Raw genomic sequence first — 19159 nt, 5'->3', positions numbered from 1 at the left:
GCACCTGACGGGTGAGTGAAAATTATCCGGTATGGTTTCCCATGCGCCACACAAGGTCAATCATCAATCAGTGAATTCTCAAGATGCAGTTGTGATTTTTTGACTTCGTCCAAAAGCCAGTCCCCGAACATCTCGACCTCCCCCCGGTTATTGCCGCGCCCGGTATGGACGAAGTGATAATTGTGACCTTCAAGATACAGATCAAAGGGCATGGTCAACAGACCGGCATTGATCTCCTCGCGGGCCATGGCGGGACTGGCAAGAACCACACCCTGCCCGGCAATAGCGGCCTGAATGGCATGCGTATCATCAGAAAAGCTGATCCCGCCCGATGTTCCAAGCCCCTTCACCCCGTTGACCTCAGCCCAGCGTTCCCAGGTCGGGGTAACGTCATCAGGATTTAACCAGTCAAGATGCAGCAAGGTTGCCTTGGACAGATCATCAAAGCCCTGAATACCCAACGCCGGACTGCAAAGCGGTGCGAAGGTTTCGCGAAACATCGTTTGAACCACAAGCCCGTGATGCGGGCCACGGCCATACCGGATCGCTGCGTCAACCGTCCCGCTTGCAAGGTCAACCACCTCTGCCGAGGTATGAAGATGCAGGTGAATGTCAGGATGACGTTTTTGAAAATCCGGCAAACGGCGCAACAGCCATTTGGCGGCAAAGGACGGAAGAACCGAGACGGTCAAACCGCGCGATGTCTTGCGGCGACGAACACGATCAATTGCATTTGCAAAGGACACAAACCCGTCGCGAAGCACCGGGTAAAGTTCCTGTCCGGCCTGGGTCAACACCACCTGTCTTGGTTTGCGATCAAACAGGCGCACACCAAGAGTTTCCTCAAGAAGGCGCACCTGATGACTGATTGCTGTTGGTGTCACGGCAATTTCGGCCGCTGCTTTTTTAAAGCTTTGATGGCGGGCGGCGGCTTCGAACGCACGCAAGGCAGCAAGGGGCGGCAAAGACATATGGATGAATTTAACTCATCTGATACGTGAAGAATTCGATTTTGCACTAACCTGAAAAACAAGACAAGTCTTGGTCATCACCCAATCAAAGATGAATTAGAATCATCAGATGGAGCCCCAAAATGACCAAAATTCTTCACATCGACAGCAGCGCCCGTCCCGGTCGTTCCGATCAGAAACCTCACGGATCCCACAGCCGCCGCCTGTCGGCCAAATTCATCGAACACTGGCGCGCCCTTCGCCCGGATGATGAGATTATCTATCGTGATGTCGGTGCCAATCCGCCAGCACCCGTCACCGGTGACTGGGTCCATGCTGCATTTACCAAACCCGATGATCGCGAAGACTGGATGCATGACGTCCTTCGTGAAAGTGATCTTCTGGTTGATGAACTTTTGTCGGCTGATGTCATTGTCACCGGTGTCCCGATGTATAATTTCGGCATGCCCGCCCAGATGAAGGCATGGGTCGACAACATTGTCCGCGTCGGGAAAACATTCGGCTTTGACCGCTCACGCGATGGTGTTCCCTATTGGCCGATGATAACCGATGACAAATCAGTTGTCGTTTTGTCTTCTCGCGGGGACTACGGCTATGACCCCGGCGGACGGGTCGCACATTTGAACTTTGTCGAAGGCAGCCTTTTTGCACCGCTTGAATATCTCGGCATTACGGACAGCTATGGGGCAGCAATTGAATATGATGAATTCGGCGATGATCGCACCGAACGATCAATTGCCATGGCAGAGGCAGAAACAATCGAAATTGCAAACAAGCTGATCAGGAAACACAGCACAAGAAACGCTGCATGAAATCATACGACCGGGCAAGGATTCTGTCCCGGCCCGGTCGTGTCCCTGATCAGATGCCACCAACCGGACATGCTGATAAATTCGGTTTTCTCATGATATCGGCCAGACCTTTGCTTGCGATCTTCGAATGCGCACGCAACCCAAGACAAGCCCGCACCTTGTCGCTATAACAACGGTCTATTGTGATCATGATAGAGGCCCCAAGCATGAACAACGCCTTTGCCCTTCATCCCCAACTTGCCGCTGACACGACCCTTGTGACCGATGGTCCGTTGTCGCATGTTCTGCTGATGAATGATGCGCGTTATCCCTGGCTGATCCTTGTGCCCAAACGTCCCGATCTTGTTGATTATGATGACCTGAGCACCGAGGATCGCATCACCCTTGGCAACGAGGTCGCGGCAGTTTCGAAAGTGATCAAGCGCCGTTTTGAAGCCTACAAAACCAATGTTGCCATGCTGGGCAATATGGTTCCGCAGCTTCATTGCCATGTCGTTGGCCGTTTCAAGAACGATCCGGCATGGCCCGGCCCGATCTGGGGCGTTGGAACGGCTCAGCCATATGCAGAAGATGCCGGTCGTGATCGTCTTGCCACCCTGCGGGCCGATCTGATTTCCGCTTTCAAGCATCTCTAGATATTCAGGCAACCCTGCTTGACGCACATCAAGGCACCCCAGATTGGAATAATGCAAAAGACGGATAGAACGAATTAACCGGGATATCCGTCATGCAGCTTGCACTTTACGAAAAATACGATCTGCGACTGCCACGTTATACCAGCTATCCGACCGCCCCCCATTTCCATGCTGGCGTAAATGGTGACGTATTTGAAGGATGGCTTGGTGACCTTGATCCCGACCAGCCGCTTTCCCTTTATCTGCATGTCCCCTATTGTCAGGAAATGTGCTGGTTTTGCGGCTGCAACACCAAGATCACAAAACACTACAAGCCGGTCGCCGGGTATGTCGACGCACTGGTTGGCGAAATCCAAAGCACGCTGAGCAAGCTTCCCGAAGGCAAGAAATTCAGCGTTTCACATATCCATTTTGGCGGTGGCAGCCCAACCATCATGAAAGCCGATGATTTGCGTGCAATCATGACAACCATTCGGGCCCGGCTTGATATTCTTGACGATGCCGAAATTGCTGTTGAGATGGACCCGCGGACAGCCAAAATCGATTTCATGGATGCCATGATCGAGTTCGGCTTCAACCGCGCAAGCATCGGTATTCAGGACTTTAATGAAACTGTGCAACGGGCCGTCAACCGCATCCAGAGCATGGAACTGGTCAGCGATGTGATTACCAATCTGCGCGATCGCGGCATTACCGGTATCAATGTCGATCTGATGTACGGCTTGCCGTTTCAGACTCTTGAAACATTGCGCGAAACGGTTGATCAAACCGTCTCATTGCGCCCTGACCGCTTGTCTGTATTTGGCTATGCCCATGTTCCCTGGATGAAAAAACATCAGCAACTGATCCCGACAGAAGCCCTGCCAAACACGCAGGAACGCTGGGCCCAGTATGAGGAAATCCAGAACCGCCTTGCCATGCACGGATATGTTGCCATCGGGCTTGATCACTTTTCCCATGAAGCCGACAGCATGGCGATTGCCCTGAAAAACGGGAAACTTCACCGCAACTTTCAGGGTTACACCACCGATCGCGCAGAAGCGCTTATCGGCTTTGGCCCTTCGGCGATTTCATCCCTGCCGCAAGGATATGCGCAAAATGATCCGGCCCTTGCGCGCTGGCAACGCAATGTCGAAGACGGCAAATGCGCCATCGAAAAAGGTGTCGCCCTTTCAGCCAGCGACAAGCTGCGCCGCGAAATCATTAATGAATTGATGTGCAACCTGACCGTTGATCTTGATGTCGTCTGCGCACAGTTTGGCACATCGGCGGACCGGTTTGCGCCCGAACTTGAACGCATCAGCGCCATGAGCGCCGATAACATCGTCGAAGTTAACGGCAATAACATATCCCTGACCGAAACGGGACGTCCTTTGGTACGTGCTGTCTGTGCAGCGTTTGATACTTACCTTGATCCCGCACATGGTCGACACTCCCAGGCAGTTTGATCCTTTGAATAATCCAACAAAAGGGGCCAATTGGCCCCTTTTTTCATTGATCGAACGGAGTTGAAAAGATCAGTCCCACTGCGGCGCCAGCCCATCGGGACTGACGATGCGGCCATTTGCATCAGCAAGATCGTGAATGACCGTCATTTGCGCGCTCGACAGTTCAAAGTCAAAGATATCGAAGTTTTCCTTCAACCGGTGCTCGTTAACAGTTTTGGACAGGGCAACCACACTGTTTTGCTGGATCAACCAGCGGAGAACTATCTGCGCAACCGATTTTCCGTGATCGGCGGCTAATTCTTTCAGAGTGTCATTTTCGAATACCTTACCATCGGCCATGGCAAAGTAACTGGTCAGAGACATCCCGAACCTGTTTGCCGCATCCATCACAACGGATTGGTCAAGGAACGGATGATATTCGACCTGATTGGTTACAATCGGAGCATCTGAAAGCGATACCGTCTCGGCCATCAGAGCGGTACTGAAGTTGCTCACCCCGATATGGCGGACCTTCCCGGCCTTGTGAACGGCATTAAGTGCGCCGATCTGTTCAGCCAGCGGCACATCATTGTTCGGCCAGTGCAAAAGCAAAAGGTCAACATAGTCTGTACGCAACTTGCCAAGACTTTCGTCAACAGACGCAATGAAATCATCATGACGGTAATTGCTGACCCATACCTTGGTGGTCAGGAATATGTCTTTGCGCGGGATACCTGACATTTCGATGGCTTCGCCCACTGCGGCCTCATTCTCATAAATCTGCGCGGTATCGATATGACGAAATCCGGTTTTCAGAGCCTGCGGGACGATGCGTTTCACATCATCTTCGGCGATGCGAAACGTCCCAAATCCAAGCGCAGGAATGCGCGCGCCATTTGCGGTTACATCAAACATTTTCAATCCTCGTTTTATTGCGTTTTGATGGCAAACATCCATTTGATGTTTGCGTTTCAAACTGTGGAATATTTCGTAGGCGGGAATGCGTTTACCGGGCAGGCTGAAGACTGATCTCGTGACGTCGATCAAGCGATCCACTCAACACAGTCAAACCAAGTGCAACAACAACCAGAATGGCACCAATCCAGGGCGTCGCGACCAATCCCAGACTTGATGCGACAATCTGCCCACCAATCCAGGCGCCAAGAGCAATGCCAAGATTGAACGCCGCGATATTGAGTGCAGAAGCGACATCCACACCATTCGGGCGATGTTGTTTGGCCAGTTTCACGACATAAAGCTGCAGTCCCGGCACATTAGCAAATTGCAGGAACCCAAGCGCCCCCAAGGTCGCAATCGTCGCAATCGGCGAAATGACAGCAAAGCTGAACAGAACAAGGACTGCCGCCTGCAAGATAAACAATCCAGTCAGGGCACGAATGGGATTGCGGTTGGCAAGCTTCCCACCCGCAAGATTACCAATGGCAATCGCGACACCGTAAAAGATCAGGATCAGACTGACCGATGATTCGGTAAAGCCGGTGATTTCCTGCAAGATCGCTGACAAATAGGTAAAGGCAACGAATGTCCCGCCATAGCCGAGTGCCGTCATGCCATAGACAATCAACAAACGCCCACTGCCCAGAACACGGAGCTGATCGCCAAGCCCTGCCGCTTCGCCACGCTTGAGATTCGCGGGCAGCAATGCCGCAATCCCGGCAAAGGAAACAACCCCCAGAAGGGCAACTCCCCAGAATGTCGCGCGCCAGCCGAACATCTGACCAATGAATGTTCCCAACGGAACACCGGTGACAATTGCAACCGTCAGCCCCATGAACATCATGGCAATGGCCGATGCCCGACGATCTTCCGGAACAAGGTCCGCTGCAATCGTCGCCCCGACCGAGAAAAACACACCATGTGCAAAGGCGGAAATCACCCTTGCGACCAACAGCAGCTCGTAACTCGGACTTAGTGCTGCAATCGCATTCCCGATAATGAACAACCCCATCAATCCCAACATCAGGGATTTGCGGTTCATCCCACCGGTAAGCGCGGTCAGGATCGGTGCACCAAAAGTAACACCAAGAGCATAGACACTGACGATCAGGCCCGCCATCGGCAAGGTCACGGCAAGATCCGTTGCAACCGTCGGCAACAGGCCGACGATCACAAATTCTGTTGTCCCGATCGCATAGGCTGCGATGGTCAACGCAAACAAGGCAAGTGGCATCCAAATTCTCCTTCCGCAGATGATGCGGATAATTGTGTTTCATCGGGATTTCCCGGAATTTGGTGTGACTATGCCAAGCAAAACCTTGCGCGATAATCTGGATTGCGCGACAACCATATATGAATTCAATTCAAAGATGAGGCACAATTGGACAATCGCGCAGGTGAAATGGAGACCTTTGTCAGAGTCATCGAGCATGGTAGCTTTTCCCAGGCAGCACGGGATTTGCACATGTCTCCGTCCGCCGTCAGCAAACTGGTCACGCGCATTGAGGACCGCCTTGGCACAAGATTGCTTGTCCGATCCACCCGCCAGCTGCAACTGACACCTGAAGGCGAAATGTATTTGCGCCGTGCCCGGACCATTCTTGATCAGATTGATGAAACCGACCGATTGATCGGCGGCGGCGGTCAGGTTGCACCACGTGGCAAGCTTAGCGTTAATGCATCTGTCGCCTTTGCACAGGTTTTCATTGTGCCCAACCTGCCGCGTTTTCTGCGTCAATATCCCGACATCGAGCTTGAACTGACCCAGACCGATGGCATTGTTGATTTACTGGAAGAACGTGCTGATATCGCCATTCGTTCAGGCTTGTTACCGGACTCCAACCTGATGGCGCGCAAGCTTCTTGAAACGAAGCGCAAAATCGTCGCATCCCCGGACTATTTGGCAGACCATGGCATCCCGCAAACACCGGCCGACCTCGCCCATCATAAATGCCTGCGCTTCAGTTTCATCAAGGGTCGGAATTTCTGGCCATTTACCGATCCACAAACCAATCGACGCTTTGAACAAACCATCAATGGTGATTTTCTGGGAAACAACGGCCCGCTGGTCAAGTCTATGTGTCTGGCAGGTATCGGCATAGCCCGGATTGGCAATTTTCATGTTCAGGATGCAATCGACCGTGGTGAGCTGATCGAAATTCTTAAAGACTGGACTGCGGATGACGTGGAAACGGTGCATGCTGTCTGGGCGGGTCACGATCATCTTGCCACCCGTGTTCGCGCCTTTATCGACTTTGTCGCAAACTGCGTCAAAGAAGCCTGAAATCAAGGCCCCGGACTATGCAGACTTGCGCAAAGTCAGAATGACAATGCCACTGACAACAATCAGGCCGCCAACCATCTGGATAGGGCTGATCATCTGGTCAAGCACCACCCAGCCAAACAGCAGGGTCGCAATCGGCTCGACATTCATCACCGGCGCATTGCGCGCCATATCCAGTCGCGGCACGGTGATGAACAGAACGGAAAACGCACTGCCATAAAGCGTGACCAGAACGGCAAGTCCGATCCAGCCCGGCAAGGCTTGCGGTGTTGCCATGCCACCGGGCAGTACATCACCGATTCCGGCCATGATCATGGCGATAAAGACTACTACCATCGTAAACATGGACCGAACAGAACCATTCAAAGCAGCAAGCTTGTGATCGGTCACCCAGAACGCCACCGACAGGGCGGTTGCGGCCATCAGGGCAAAGACAATGCCAAGCCACCATTCATCAGTTACAGCAATACCGCCCCCCAGGATCCCCGGCAGATCAAGCGCCAGGACAAGCCCCGAAAGAATGAACAGCATCAGAGCAGCTGATTTCAGTGTCGGGCGCGCACCACCCAGCCCCCATGTCAAAAGGGCCAGAATGATCGGAAACGTATTGGCCGTCAGCAAGGCCAGCGCCACAGGTACACGCGCGACCGCAGAATAGAGGCACAGGCTCTGGATCGTGATCATCAGACCAAGTAGTAATTGCCACCGTCCCAATCGCCTGGGAAGGCGAATGGAATGACGCTGCATGGTGATGATCGAAATCAGGATCAGCAACGCCACACCTGATCGGCACAGAACCGCCAGCAGCAACCCGGTGCCATTTTCAAATGCAAGCCGTGCGGCGACATGGTTGCCCGCAAAGCTGCAGGCGACAAGCGCCAAAGTCATCACAGCAATCTGGCGGGGAAACAGTGCGGGGGCAGCATTCGGGTTTACCGGGGACGGATCGTGACGGGCGGCGGACATTCAGTTTAATCCTGACTGGTTGGGGCGCACCGAATAGACCTTATACCCCTTGAACAATCAAGGCGTTATATGGAGTCCTGAAGTTCCGCAGCACTTAGAAGTTCAAGACATCTCTGTGCAACCAGACGTGCGGGCTGCAAAGACGGATGATGAAACGGCACAAGCTCGGTCCCGGTTTGCATCGGCCGGGCATAGCCCCCTTCATAGAGCGACTGTTGAAACCGTCGGTGACGTTCCGAGGACAATCCATCGGGCGCATAGATATAAACCCCACCGGACGCGGCCGCTGCTTCACAACACATCGAAACGGAATCACCGGTTACAATCACCACATCGGCAAGTGCGAGATATCCGAAATAGGGATTTTCGTTCTGCGATGTCCAGTCGTGATAGTGATAGGCAAGCCCCGATGCTTCCAGACGACTTGCGATCAGGGCTTCATTCTCAGATCCCGTGCGTCGGCTTGTCGTGACCATCAGGCTGCCATCGACAGCCTGGGCGGCCTCGATTGCCTTTGAGATCAGCTCGTCGGCCATCACACTTGTAAATGTTGTCTTCTTGGTATTGCCCCCGACAATGACGGCAAAACGCGGTGACGGCAGCCCCTTGAAAACAGGGCGCCATTGATCGGCCTCGATCAAAAGACGCGTCTCGGTGACCCGATGCGGGGCACCAGGAATTTCGACAATATTTTCGCGGATCGTGATCTGGTCATGCGCAGGAACCGCAATCAGATCAAACGCACCTTCGCCACCATCCGGACGCATGATCTGGCAGATGCGGCTGTGACCCCGGCTTTGCTTTTTGATCCATCTGGCGATCGGCGCAGTCCTGCGACCGGCAGAAATCACAAGGTCTGGCCAAGGTGCGGTCAATCTGGTGCGCGAAGACATATCAACACCGATCAAACTTGATCCACGGATGAAGTTTGGCAGACGCGCCCATTTGGTATAACCGATATCGATACGCTTGAAGGGTTGCGCCAATGCCTCGGCGACACCGATTGCCTGATTGACATTTCCGGCCCGATCATCGGCCAGAACCCATATCAGATGCGTGTCTTGCTCGGTCATTCAGGGAAACTTTCCTGATTTGATTATTGTTTTTCGACGATGGCACAAAACAGATTATCGTTTTTGCCTGTCCGGGTCGATGGATGCTGATCTGATAGGTACAGTCAGATTATGGGTTTATCAAGCATCCACGCAAAGTCATGAAATTGGCGCTGGGCAATGAAACATTTTTGTAATTTAATCATTCGCCCCTACCTATTCTTTAGGATGGGAAACTTATTACTCAGGCGCAGGCAGAATGCTCGGCTCATCGGTATCGGTCAAAAGAACTTCAAGAACTGTCCTGTGCATCCTGCTTGCCTTGCTGCCGGTCACTGTATGGATGGTGACCGAATTCTGGCGCGAAACCAAACTTGTCGACATCAGCGAGGATGGCCGGAACAAGCTTGAACTTTATCGCTCCAACCTGCAGGGCGCGATCAAGGAACATGAATATCTTCCGATCACGCTGGCCTCGGACAAACGCATCATTGATCTCGCTCTCGGGGCCGATCCGGCGACCGCAGCGGCGGTTAATGTCTATCTTGAACGGCTTACGGCAGACAGTGGCGCATCTGATATCTATTTCATGGATGAGAGTGGTGCGACTATTGCCGCTAGCAACTGGAACAGCCAGGCATCCTTTATCGGGCGCAACTTTTCATTCCGCCCCTATTTCCAGCAAGCCCGCATGGGCATGACCGGTCATTATTTTGCGTTTGGTATCACATCGAATGTTCCGGGTTACTATATCTCCCATCCGGTCCGCCCGGACGGCACGACCTTTCAGGGGGCTATGGTGGTCAAAACCCATCTTGAGGCCCTTGTGCAACGCTGGGCAAGGGGCAGTGAAAGCGTTCTTGTCACCGACGAAAACGGTATCGTCATTATTGCGTCTCATCCTGAATGGCGGTTCCGCGATCTTGACGGATTGCCGACAAAGGAGCGACCGCGGATCATTGCTTCACGCAAATATGGTGACCATTCACTTGATCCGATGCCATTGATTTCCGGTGACTGGCCAAAAGGCAATGACCTTGGGACCCTTACACTTGGCGGAACACCACGCAATGCGGGCGATCAAGACATCTCCCCCGCGCCCGAAACCGGTCAGCTCCGCACCGAAAAAGCCAAACCCGAACTGGCGAAAACCACCTATCTTGTGACGGGCAGCACCCTGCCAACACAAGGGTGGCGGATGTATTTGCTGACCGACAAATCATCACTGGATCGTTCGATCATCAGTGCCGGTTTGATGGGCGGTGCTGCGCATATCATTTTCACCGGTCTGGTGTTTATCATCTTGCAGCGCCGACGCGCGATGCTTGAACAACTTGAAATTCGTGACTGGTCACAGCGCGAGCTCGAACGTCAGGTTCGCCTTCGTACCGCCGATCTGATGAGCACCAACCTGCGTCTTGCCCAGGAAATCAATGAACGGTCCCGTACCGAAGATGCCTTGCGATCAGCACAGGCAGAACTGGTCCAGACCAGCAAACTCGCAGCCCTTGGTCAGATGTCAGCGGGCATTGCCCACGAAATCAACCAGCCGCTAACCGCCATTCGAAGCTATGCCGAAAACGCCCTTAAATTCATTGCGCGCGGCAATGAAGAAACGGCAAGCCGCAATCTGCAACGCATCTCGGAACTGACCGACCGAATGGGGCGGATCACGAACAACCTCAAGACATTTTCGCGCCGTCCCGAACAGGACAATCACCCGGTTGACGTCCCCAAACAGATGCAAACGGCGATTGATCTTGTTCATGAAACCGGTCGTGCCGGCATGGCCGAGATTGTTATGACCCACGATGAAAATATTCGCCCCGTCATCGCAGAGGCCAACCAGCTGACACAGGTCTTTACCAATCTGATCAGCAATGCCGCAGATGCCTGCAACAGTATCGAAAACGCCAAAATCGAGATTTCGATTATCGAGCGTGAAGACCGTGTCCTTGTTAAGGTCAAGGATAACGGGCATGGCATCCTGCCCGAAAACCTGCCGAAACTTTTCGACCCGTTCTTTACCACCAAACCCTTTGGCGACGGTTTGGGACTGGGTCTTTCAATCTGTTATGGCATCATTCGAAGCTTTGGCGGCACCATCCGTGCGGAAAACCGCCCAACTGGCGGATCATCCTTTATCATCGAGCTTCGCCATGATGGTGTTGGCGAGGAGAGCCGGGAAAACAGTGTCTCGACGGGAAATGCAGGGCCTGATAAAAACCAGAATCAAATCGCATCTGCTCTTGATGTGCATGGGGATCAGGCCTGACCGCAAACCGGCTTTCTGATCCGGTATCAGGATCAAAGGATACGCCAGTGCCCGCCACCGCCGAATGTGTTCTGTTTGTTGATGACGACGCCGATGTGCGTGAAGCCGCACAACAAACACTTGAGCTCGCAGACATCCCGGTCGAACTTTTTGCCGATGCCACATCCGCCCTTGCCCGCCTGCGCAAAGGATGGCCCGGTGTGGTCGTCTCTGACATTCGCATGCCGAAAATGGACGGGCTGGAATTCCTGACCGAGGTCAAAAAAATCGACCCCGACATGCCGGTGATTATGGTTACCGGGCATGGCGACGTCGCAACCGCGGTAAAGGCCATGCAAAACGGGGCATTCGATTTTATCGAAAAACCCTATGCCCCGGACATGTTCGTGGATGCGACCAGGCGAGCAATGGCACATCGCAGCCTGATCCTTGAAAACAGAACACTGCGCATCGAGCTCGCCAAACATACGAAAAATGCGTCTGACTTCATCGGCCGCAATCCGGCAATGGAAAAATTGCGCACCCTGATTGCCAATATTGCCAGCACCAATGCCCATGTCCTGATCAATGGTGAAACCGGATCAGGCAAGGAAGTCATTGCGCGCAATTTGCATGAAATGTCGGGGCGTAGCGGCCCGTTCGTTGCGGTCAATTGCGGCGGCATGCCAGAAAACCTGATTGAATCCGAACTGTTTGGTCATGAGGCCGGTGCATTCACCGGTGCCGATCACAAACGCATCGGTAAATTCGAGTTTGCCGACAAGGGTACGATCTTCCTTGATGAGATCGAAAGCATGCCGCTTTCCCTGCAAATCAAGCTGTTGCGTGTCTTGCAGGAACGCGCCCTTGAACGGCTTGGGTCAAACCGGGTGCAACCGATTGATCTGCGTGTGGTTGCCGCCACCAAAACCGATCTTCGGGCAGCATCATCACGCGGGGAATTCCGCGAAGATCTGTATTACCGGCTAAATGTCGTGCAGCTTCACATCCCGCCGCTGCGCGACCGCAAGGATGACATCCCGCTTCTGTTCGAACATTTCACCCGGGATGCGGCCAAACGGTTCGACCGCTCGGTAAAACTGGTAACACCTGCTGAAATGGCGCAATTCACGGCCTATGACTGGCCGGGAAATGTCCGCGAATTACGCAACGCTGCCGAACGTCGTGTTCTTGGTCTTGATCCTTTGGCAAGCGACAATGACGCGGCACCGCAAAGCGGATTGACGCTGCCCCAGCAGGTCGAGGCCTTTGAAAAAAGCCTGATCACCGAGGCCCTTCGCGAGCATCGCGGTAACGTGACCACAACCGTCAGCGCGTTGGGCGTCCCGCGCAAGACATTCTATGACAAGCTGACCAAATACGACATCACCCCCTCCGAATTCAGAAAAACCCGCAGCAACAGCAATGAAGAGCCCGCCAGCTAGGCGGGCTTTTTGCTTGAGACGATGCCGCATCCAACTTGTGTGGATATCCACACAAACAGCAAGTAATCATGTGCGAGATAACTCACAAATCAACAAAATATACCGCACCGCAATAGCATCAGATTCAGCTTAATAAGCTGATTTAAAATAATAATTTTTAATACCCCCAAACTGGCCCGTCCCTTGCTGATTACGGCGCAGCGCCAAAAGGCGTTCCAAAACGACGCCACAAAAGGCGCGCTAACGGGAAAACGCATAAGCCAGTCAAAGGGAGACAATCGAATGCGTCCTATCACCAAACATATCCTCGCAGCAGGCGTTGCCGCCGCAGCACTCATGGGTGTCAATGCAGCCTCCGCACAGGAAGTTATCAAGTTTGCGCACGTTGTTGCGCCGAACACCCCGAAAGGTCAGGGTGCGGAATTTTTCAAAAAGCGCGCAGAAGAAATTCTGGGTGACAAAGTAAAAATCGAAATCTATCCGAACTCCCAGCTTTTTGACGACGACAAGGTTCTGCCGGCCATCCTGCGTGGTGACGTACAGTTCGGTGCACCGTCACTGGCGAAATTCGGCAAATGGACCAAAAAACTGCAGGTCTATGATCTTCCGTTCCTGTTCAAGGACATGGATGCCGTTTCCTGCTTCCAGAATGGCGAAAAAGGTCAGGAACTCCTGAACTCCATGTCGGGCAAGGGCCTGACCGGTGTTGGCTACTGGCATAACGGCCTGAAACAGCTTTCGGCCAACAAGCCGCTGCGCGCACCCGAAGATGCCGCAGGCCTGAAATTCCGTATCCAGTCATCTGACGTGATTGCTGCACAATTCGAAGCAATCGATGCAGTTCCGCAGAAAATGGCATTCTCCGAGACCTACTCTGCCCTTCAGACCGGCGTTGTTGATGGTCAGGAAAACACCTGGTCGAACATCTATTCGAAGAAATTCTTCGAAGTTCAGGATTACATCACTGAATCCAACCATGGTCTTCTCGACTATATGGTCGTCACCTCGACCAAGTGGTGGGACGGTCTGGATCCGGAAATCCGCGCGGGCCTGACCCAGGCAATGAACGAAGCATCCGATTACGCAAACGGCCTGTCGGCCAATCTGACCGCTGAACAGCGTCAGGCAGTGATCGATTCCGGCGAAACCGAAATCCTTTCCGTTTCAGCAGATGACTTTGCCAAATGGCAGACAGCAATGAAGCCGGTTTGGGATGAGTTCTCTGGCGATATCGGTCAGGACATCATCGACGCCGCTGCTGCGTGTAACTGATCCTAGCTTTTTCCCCACTTTATCGGAAAAGGGCCGTTTACGATGATCTCGACGGTCGTTACCCGGCTGGAGGAGGGCATTATTGCCCTCCTGCTTGCCGCCATGACATCGCTTACCTTTGTAAACGTCGTCATGCGTTACGTTTTCAACTCCGGTCTCACCTGGGCCTTGGAAATCACCGAATTCCTGTTTGCCTGGCTGATCCTGTTTGGCATGTCCTATGGGGTCAAGGTCGGTTCCCACATTGGTGTGGACGCACTTGTCCGTCTGTTCCCGGATCGGGTACAGCGCGTGATTGGCCTGATCGTTGTCGCAACAGGCATCCTGTATTCGAGCTGGTTGATCATTGGTGGCTGGGAACTGGTCAGCTTCAACCACATGCTTGAAATGGAAGCGGAAGACAGCCCGCTGATGCTGTGGTTCGTTTATCTGATCATGCCCGTTGGTGCAGCTTTGCTGGCATTCCGTCTGGCACAGGTTGGCTGGCGCATCATCACCGGCAAACAGGTTGGCTTTAATCTGGCAGACGAAGCACGCGAAGCGATTGATCAGCTTAATCATGCTGGCAATTCAGCTGCAAACGGCGACAAGTCCGCCGACGCATCAAAGCCAAATGCGTAAGCCGCGCGGGGGACATTTTTCATGACAATTGCATTTCTGTTTATCCTGCTGTTCGGCTTGATGGCCATGGGCGCACCGATCGCCATTTCGCTTGGCGTATCTTCGCTTGCGACCATTTTGATGTTTGGTGATGACAGCCTTGCCACGCTGGCCGAAAAGCTGTTTGGCGGGATGGAACATTACACCCTTCTTGCCATCCCGTATTTCATTCTGGCCTCGGCATTTCTTTCGACCGGTGGTGTTGCCCGCCGTCTGATCCGCTTTGCCATTGACACTGTGGGCTGGTTCCCCGGCGGTCTTGCCATGGCATCGGTTCTGGCTTGCATGCTGTTTGCGGCCGTATCCGGATCAAGCCCGGCCACGGTCGTCGCCATCGGCTCCATCGTGATTGCCGGTATGGTCCGCGCGGGTTACCCGCAAAGCTTTGCGGCCGGTGTGATCTGTAATGCCGGGACGCTTGGCATTCTGATCCCGCCATCCATCGTCATGGTGGTTTATGCAGCCGCGACCGAGGTTTCGGTTGGCCGCATGTTCCTTGGCGGGGTCATCCCGGGTATCATGGTTGGCCTGCTTTTGATGATTGCCATCTATATCGTTGCACGCATCAAGAAACTGCCTAGCCAGCCACGTCCAAGCATCGGAGAATGGGGCGGAGCACTGTTTTCAGCATCCGGTGGCCTGTTGCTGGTTCTCCTGATCATGGGCGGCATTTATGGCGGTGTCTTTACCCCGACCGAAGCCGCCGCAGTAGCAGCCTTCTATGCCATGTTTGTTGCTGTGCTATTTTACCGTGACATGGGCCCGATCAAGAACCTTTCATGGGTTCCGGAAAACGGCAATACCGGCTTTGGCAGCCTGATTGCCCATAATATTCCGAAGATGGGCAAGGCTTTGGCACTGCTACCGTTTGACAAGGAAGTGCGTCACGTTCTGCTGGATGCGGGCAAAGTCACCATCATGCTGATGTTCATCATCGCCAATGCGATGCTGTTTGCCCATGTTCTGACATCCGAACGCATTCCGCATACCATTGCCGAAACCATCATCGGCTGGGGACTTCCGGCATGGGGCTTCCTGATTGTGGTCAATATCGTTCTGTTGATCGCCGGAAACTTCATGGAGCCAAGCGCGATCCTTCTGATCATGGCACCGATCCTGTTCCCGATTGCCATGCAGCTGGGCATTGATCCGATCCATCTTGGCATCATCATGGTGGTCAATATGGAGATCGGCATGATCACACCGCCGGTGGGGCTCAACCTGTTTGTGACTTCGGGAATCACGGGGATGCCGCTTCTCAAGGTCGTCAAGGCAGCCCTGCCCTGGTTGATGATCCTTCTGGGCTTCCTTGTGCTCATCACCTATGTCCCGGCCATCTCAACATGGCTTCCGACAACCCTGATGGGACCGGAACGGATCATGACCCACTAGACGGCTCTGATTTTCCGGAAACAAACCTGAAAAGGGCGGTGTTCGACGTGACACCGCCCTTTTCATTTGGCCGCATAGCAGCCATTCCAGCGGATCGGATTGAGGGACTTGGAAAAAACAGCGATCTTGTGGATAATGGGATTTCTTCAATTGTTTCAGGTTTCTGTCCCTGAAGGTGTGGCATGTGTCGCACAAGCGCGGACGCAGAATTGACGCCACCCCGTTTGCCTTATCCCGTTAAAACCGCGTTCGATATCGTGCGCGGATTTACGCCCCGACTTGGCAAATAATTGTCAGCATGCCCGGAACGCTGAAGAATTTAACCCCACTTGCCACTGCATGAAACGGAAAGCAGACCAAATGGCACAAAGCACGCCCGATACAAGGCCCGATCCCAAACGTCTGGCTTTGCTGCTTGCAGCCCTGATTGCAACGGCCCCCTTTGCAATCGACACCTACCTGCCAGCGATCCCGGCGATGGCCGCCGACTTTGGTACTGCAACCCACGCGGTTGAAATTTCGATCAGTACATTTCTGATCGGATTTGCCCTTGGGCAACTGATTGGCGGCCCGTTATCTGATCGTATCGGGCGGCGTCCGGTCGCGTTGACCGGGCTGGTTATCTATATCATCACCAGCGCGCTTATCACGGGCGTTGAAAGTGCTGCGGCACTAAATGTCATGCGCTTTATTCAGGCAATTGGTGGCGGCTTTGCACTGGTTGTTGTCGGCGCGTCCGTTCGTGATCTTTATGAAGGCAAGGAAGCGGCAAAGATGTTTGCGCTGATTGCCGTGATCATGATGATCGCGCCACTGGTGGCACCAACAGTGGGATCAGCACTTCTGGTCTGGTTTGACTGGCAGGCGATCTTTGTTCTTCTGATCATCTATGGCAGCCTGATGCTGTGTGTCGTCTGGTTCAGGATGCCCGAAACCACCAAATACCGTCCGCATTATGCCGGACCAACCCGGCGTGTCTGGTGGACCTATCTTGAGGTCCTGCGCACGCGCAAGGCCGTTGGCTTCATGCTGACCCATACGGGTGCGAGTGCCGTCATGTTCAGCTTTCTGACCGACAGCCCGTTCATGTATATCGACTTTTTCGGTTTTACCCCGGCACAGTTCCCCTATCTGTTCGGGGCCAATGTTGTGGTCATCGTGCTGTGCAACCGCTTGAACAATCCATTGCTACGCCGGATGGAGCTTCATCAGATTCTTAAATACGGAACAGGCATTCAGTTTGCGGCTGTGATCGGACTGTTTCTGGCGATCAATGTGTTTGAGCCAAGCCTGTATAGTGTTGTGCCTCTGGTCATGATTTCGGTCGGAATGATCGGGCTGACCGCGCCAAATGCAACGGCATCTTTCATGCAATATTTCCCCCATATCGGCGGAACCGCGACCGCATTGATGGGAACCATCCAGTTCGCAACCGGGGCACTTGCCGGCATGATCATTGGCCATTTTCATGATGGCACGCTTTTGCCTGTCACGCTTTCGATGCTGATCTTCGGGTTATTTGCCAATGTGATGGTTCATTTCGTCGCAGAAGCAAAACCGACCGACGTCACCGCAAATTTACGAGAAACATCCGCGACAGATGCCGCAGAATAAAAGATTGAACAGGAGAACCACCGATCATGGCAAAGATGAATTTCAATGATTACGGTCGTTGCATGGCGACCTATAACAGCTGGCAGAATGGGGTGCTGTTTGATCTTTGTGCGCAAATTGGCGACGAAGAACGCCGCCGTGACAGGAACATGTTTTTTGGCTCAATCCACAACACGCTGAACCATCTTCTTTATATTGATCTGCGCATTTTGGGCATTCTGAAAACCGGTCAGGCCGGAACCTATGATGCGTGCACCATCGTTGCAGATGACTTTGAAGATCTCAGGGAACAACGTATTGCGATGGACAAGGAAATCAGTGCCTTTGTCGATGCAACAGATCATGCATGGCAAGATGATTACCGTGAATTGATGGGGCTGGACGGGGTCACAAGAAAGCTTCCCCGCCAGTTATTCCTGATGCAGCTTTTCAACCATCAGACCCATCACAGATCGCAAATCACCAGTGAATTGCACAAGATGGGTCTTGATTACGGCATCACGGATGTACCGCTCACCCCCGATTTGCCGCTGTAAGGTCGGGATTATTTCCCGGTAAAGACCGCTTTGCGCTTTTCAAGGAAGGCGGTGTAGCCTTCCTTGAAATCCGCACTGTCAAAGGCGCGATAACCTTCGTCGAATTCGCGCGCGTCAATCGCACCGCCCTGACGGAGACGGTTGATCATTTTCTTGTGCAGGCGCTGGGTAATTGGTGCACCACCGGCAATGCGGTGCGCCGTTTTGTCGATCTCGGTATCAAAGTCGGCAATCGGCACATGACGGGCAACAAAGCCGATCTCACGCGCGCGCTCGGCATCAAAGACCTGCCCTTCAAGCAGGATTTCAAACAAGGTTGCCTCGCCCAGAAGATCAAGCATGATCTCAAGCTCCGGATAACCCAGCGTCGCACCAAGCTTCATTGGCGGAACTGCAAATTTTGCATTATCCGCCGCAATGCGCAGATCACAGGCCGATGCCAGAACGAAAGACGCCCCCATGCAAGGCCCATCAATGGCCGCAATCACCGGATGGGTGCAGTTCTGGATCGCTTGCAGGGCTTCTGCATGCAAAAGCCCGTAATCACGGGCCTTTTCAAATCCGGCCCGTTCACGCACGAATTCATGAATATCTGCGCCAGCACCGAAACCGGCCCCCTCACCACCGCGAATAACGACACAGCGCAAATCCAGATCACCGGAAAGTTCCTGTGCGATATTGGCAAGCGTGCCCCACATCGGCTTTGTCAGGGCGTTTTTGCGGTCGGGCTGACAAATGGTGACAGTCGCAATGCCATCTGCAATGGCGACATTCAATCCGGTCTGGTCGGTCATGACATTTCCTTTGGGGCTTGCTGTGTGGACACAGCTTAATTCGGCATAACTATACCGAATAAACCGAAACAGCGGTCTTGCCAATAAA

Annotated in this window: 17 protein-coding genes; 11 read left to right on the top strand and 6 right to left on the bottom strand. The window is 53.3% G+C overall.

Annotated elements, in window-relative coordinates; genetic code table 11:
• Positions 1-56: 56 nt before the first annotated feature.
• On the bottom strand, positions 57-971 hold the full coding sequence (gcvA, locus tag WA318_RS08115) for a transcriptional regulator GcvA (protein WP_336080538.1): 915 nt from the start codon (positions 969-971) through the stop codon (positions 57-59).
• Positions 972-1093: 122 nt separating this feature from the next.
• Between gcvA and WA318_RS08110 the strand changes: the two genes are divergently transcribed.
• From WA318_RS08110 to hemN, 3 genes are all read left to right on the top strand, one after another.
• Complete coding sequence (locus WA318_RS08110; protein ID WP_336080537.1) at positions 1094-1783, top strand: FMN-dependent NADH-azoreductase; 690 nt, start codon at positions 1094-1096, stop codon at positions 1781-1783.
• Positions 1784-1989: 206 nt separating this feature from the next.
• Positions 1990-2418, top strand: a complete 429-nt coding sequence (locus tag WA318_RS08105) for an HIT domain-containing protein (protein WP_114098722.1) — start codon at positions 1990-1992, stop codon at positions 2416-2418.
• A 92-nt stretch (positions 2419-2510) separates the two neighbouring features.
• Positions 2511-3866, top strand: a complete 1356-nt coding sequence (gene hemN, locus WA318_RS08100) for an oxygen-independent coproporphyrinogen III oxidase (RefSeq protein WP_336080536.1) — start codon at positions 2511-2513, stop codon at positions 3864-3866.
• A gap of 69 nt (positions 3867-3935) precedes the next feature.
• On the opposite strand, the gene WA318_RS08095 is transcribed toward hemN, so the two are convergent.
• On the bottom strand, positions 3936-4760 hold the full coding sequence (locus tag WA318_RS08095) for an aldo/keto reductase (RefSeq protein WP_336080535.1): 825 nt from the start codon (positions 4758-4760) through the stop codon (positions 3936-3938).
• Between the two features lie 91 nt (positions 4761-4851).
• The gene (locus WA318_RS08090) at positions 4852-6036 is read right to left on the bottom strand and encodes an MFS transporter (RefSeq protein WP_114098725.1); all 1185 of its coding nucleotides are present in this window, start codon (positions 6034-6036) and stop codon (positions 4852-4854) included.
• A 168-nt stretch (positions 6037-6204) separates the two neighbouring features.
• Between WA318_RS08090 and WA318_RS08085 the strand changes: the two genes are divergently transcribed.
• Complete coding sequence (locus tag WA318_RS08085) at positions 6205-7086, top strand: LysR family transcriptional regulator (RefSeq protein WP_258548738.1); 882 nt, start codon at positions 6205-6207, stop codon at positions 7084-7086.
• Between the two features lie 15 nt (positions 7087-7101).
• Here the strand turns inward: WA318_RS08085 and WA318_RS08080 are convergent, their stop codons facing one another.
• Positions 7102-8052: an EamA family transporter gene (locus WA318_RS08080; RefSeq protein WP_336080534.1), complete on the bottom strand. Its 951-nt coding sequence runs from the start codon at positions 8050-8052 to the stop codon at positions 7102-7104.
• Positions 8053-8117: 65 nt separating this feature from the next.
• On the bottom strand, positions 8118-9125 hold the full coding sequence (locus tag WA318_RS08075) for a mitochondrial fission ELM1 family protein (RefSeq protein ID WP_336080533.1): 1008 nt from the start codon (positions 9123-9125) through the stop codon (positions 8118-8120).
• Between the two features lie 238 nt (positions 9126-9363).
• Between WA318_RS08075 and WA318_RS08070 the strand changes: the two genes are divergently transcribed.
• From WA318_RS08070 to WA318_RS08040, 7 genes are all read left to right on the top strand, one after another.
• On the top strand, positions 9364-11379 hold the full coding sequence (locus WA318_RS08070) for a sensor histidine kinase (RefSeq protein ID WP_336080532.1): 2016 nt from the start codon (positions 9364-9366) through the stop codon (positions 11377-11379).
• Positions 11380-11426: 47 nt separating this feature from the next.
• Positions 11427-12803: a sigma-54-dependent transcriptional regulator gene (locus tag WA318_RS08065; RefSeq protein ID WP_336080531.1), complete on the top strand. Its 1377-nt coding sequence runs from the start codon at positions 11427-11429 to the stop codon at positions 12801-12803.
• Between the two features lie 282 nt (positions 12804-13085).
• The gene (locus WA318_RS08060) at positions 13086-14075 is read left to right on the top strand and encodes a TRAP transporter substrate-binding protein (RefSeq protein ID WP_114098731.1); all 990 of its coding nucleotides are present in this window, start codon (positions 13086-13088) and stop codon (positions 14073-14075) included.
• Between the two features lie 42 nt (positions 14076-14117).
• A complete protein-coding gene (locus WA318_RS08055; RefSeq protein WP_258548731.1) occupies positions 14118-14696 on the top strand; it encodes a TRAP transporter small permease in 579 nt (192 codons plus the stop codon).
• A gap of 21 nt (positions 14697-14717) precedes the next feature.
• Complete coding sequence (locus WA318_RS08050; RefSeq protein WP_114098732.1) at positions 14718-16127, top strand: TRAP transporter large permease; 1410 nt, start codon at positions 14718-14720, stop codon at positions 16125-16127.
• A gap of 360 nt (positions 16128-16487) precedes the next feature.
• The gene (locus tag WA318_RS08045) at positions 16488-17741 is read left to right on the top strand and encodes a multidrug effflux MFS transporter (RefSeq protein ID WP_336080530.1); all 1254 of its coding nucleotides are present in this window, start codon (positions 16488-16490) and stop codon (positions 17739-17741) included.
• A gap of 26 nt (positions 17742-17767) precedes the next feature.
• Positions 17768-18277, top strand: coding sequence for a DinB family protein (locus tag WA318_RS08040; protein WP_336080529.1), 510 nt, complete (start codon positions 17768-17770; stop codon positions 18275-18277).
• Between the two features lie 8 nt (positions 18278-18285).
• Here the strand turns inward: WA318_RS08040 and WA318_RS08035 are convergent, their stop codons facing one another.
• Positions 18286-19071, bottom strand: coding sequence for an enoyl-CoA hydratase/isomerase family protein (locus WA318_RS08035; protein WP_336080528.1), 786 nt, complete (start codon positions 19069-19071; stop codon positions 18286-18288).
• Positions 19072-19159 lie beyond the last annotated feature (88 nt).

It is taken from the genome of Thalassospira sp. CH_XMU1448-2 (genome assembly GCF_037027285.1).
GTDB classification, from domain to species: domain Bacteria; phylum Pseudomonadota; class Alphaproteobacteria; order Rhodospirillales; family Thalassospiraceae; genus Thalassospira; species Thalassospira profundimaris_C.
Note: the sequence above shows the minus strand (reverse complement) of the source record. Positions and strands in the feature narration are given on the sequence as shown.